The organism is Salinisphaera sp. G21_0 (assembly GCF_017744115.1).
GTDB lineage: Bacteria > Pseudomonadota > Gammaproteobacteria > Pseudomonadales > Endozoicomonadaceae > Endozoicomonas.
Genome location: NZ_JAGHQW010000164.1, coordinates 1 through 1,482, shown reverse-complemented (window position 1 = coordinate 1,482; position 1,482 = coordinate 1). Strand labels below are relative to the sequence as shown.

Annotated in this window: 1 rRNA gene; it reads left to right on the top strand. The window is 51.2% G+C overall.

The window, feature by feature from the left end:
• Window positions 1–1,482 (top strand): 23S ribosomal RNA (locus J7439_RS25425); the annotation flags it as partial.

Genomic DNA, 1,482 nt, shown 5'->3' with positions numbered 1-1,482 from the left:
CGGGTGCTAACGTCCGTCGTGGAAAGGGAAACAACCCAGACCGTCAGCTAAGGTCCCAAAGTTCTGGTTAAGTGGGAAACGATGTGAGAAGGCCCAGACAGCCAGGAGGTTGGCTTAGAAGCAGCCATCCTTTAAAGAAAGCGTAATAGCTCACTGGTCGAGTCGGCTCGCGCGGAAGATTTAACGGGGCTCAAACTAGACACCGAAGCTACGGGGTTCAGTGGACAGTTGACAGTGGACAGTACACAGTTTGGTGAGTATACATGCAGGGTTTTGAGCAGTTGGATGTATTCAGGAAAGCGTACCGGGCTTCGCAGGAAGTTCATAAGCTCACACTTGAATATCCAAAGCATGAACAAATGCATGGTCTTGCTGACCAAATGCGCAGAGCCAGTAAAGGCATATGCGCAAATGTTGCTGAAGGCTAAGGCAAAATGAGTATTTCAAAAGCTGAATTTCGAAGGTTCTTATTAATGGCCATCGGATCAGCCGACGAAATGCGGGTATGGATCAGATACTCACTGGATCTCGGATACATCGAGAAAAATCAGTGGGAATACCTGAAAACCGAATACCAGACAATTGCCAAAATGCTAACGAATTTGCACAAAAGTCACCAATGACTCAAGGCAAAACCGTCCACCGTCTACTGTCAACTGTCTACTGAACCGGTAGAGGAGCGTTCTGTAAGCCGTTGAAGGTCAATCGGGAGGTTGGCTGGAGGTATCAGAAGTGCGAATGCTGACATGAGTAACGACAAGGGGAGTGAGAAGCTCCCCCGCCGGAAGACCAAGGGTTCCTGCGCAACGCTAATCGGCGCAGGGTGAGTCGGCCCCTAAGGTGAGGTCGAAAGACGTAATCGATGGGAAACAGGTCAATATTCCTGTACCCCTTCTGACTGCGATGGAGTGACGGAGAAGGCTAGGTCAGCGCAGCGTTGGTTGTCTGCGTTTAAGATCGTAGGCCGGGGATCCAGGCAAATCCGGATCCTCAAGGCCGAGAATTGATGACGAGGCTCTACGGAGCTGAAGTGATTGATGCCATGCTTCCAGGAAAAACTTCTAAGCTTCAGGTCAGAAGGGACCGTACCCCAAACCGACACAGGTGGTCAGGTAGAGAATACCAAGGCGCTTGAGAGAACTCGGGTGAAGGAACTAGGCAAAATGGCACCGTAACTTCGGGAGAAGGTGCGCCGGCTTTGGTGATCGGACTTGCTCCGTAAGCTGAGGCTGGTCGAAGATACCAGGTGGCTGCGACTGTTTATTAAAAACACAGCACTGTGCAAACACGAAAGTGGACGTATACGGTGTGACGCCTGCCCGGTGCCGGAAGGTTAATTGATGGGGTTATCTTCGGAGAAGCTCTTGATCGAAGCCCCGGTAAACGGCGGCCGTAACTATAACGGTCCTAAGGTAGCGAAATTCCTTGTCGGGTAAGTTCCGACCTGCACGAATGGCGTAACGATGGCCACGCTGTCTCCAC